Consider the following 280-nt stretch of genomic DNA (forward strand, 5'->3'; position numbering starts at 1 on the left):
GAAGAAAGCTATACCAGCCAGTGCAGCCCGTTATCACCAGAAGTATCAAAAAGATATGCAGAAGCATCAAACCGAAAAGAACGGGGCATGTATGTAACTGACGGAGTAAGATACAATGCAGATGCGGTAGGCGCATTTAATATCCTGCGGAAATATCTTTCCGTATCCGGAAAACAGAAGGAACTGTCCGTAACCGGACTAAAAAAACCAGATATAATAAAAGTAGCTGCATAGCCGAAAGGCAAGCAGTATTGGTGTCATGGACGCACCCTGAAAAAAG

Annotated in this window: 1 pseudogene; it reads left to right on the top strand. The window is 43.6% G+C overall.

Annotation, left to right across the window (positions count from 1 at the left end):
• Positions 1–234: pseudogene (locus tag GPK60_RS12745) on the top strand (RNA-guided endonuclease TnpB family protein); the annotation flags it as partial.
• Between the last annotated feature and the right edge of the window lie 46 nt (positions 235–280).

The organism is Ruminococcus sp. MCC718 (genome assembly GCF_018783905.1).
Taxonomy (GTDB): Bacteria; Bacillota; Clostridia; order Lachnospirales; family Lachnospiraceae; genus Hominisplanchenecus; species Hominisplanchenecus faecis.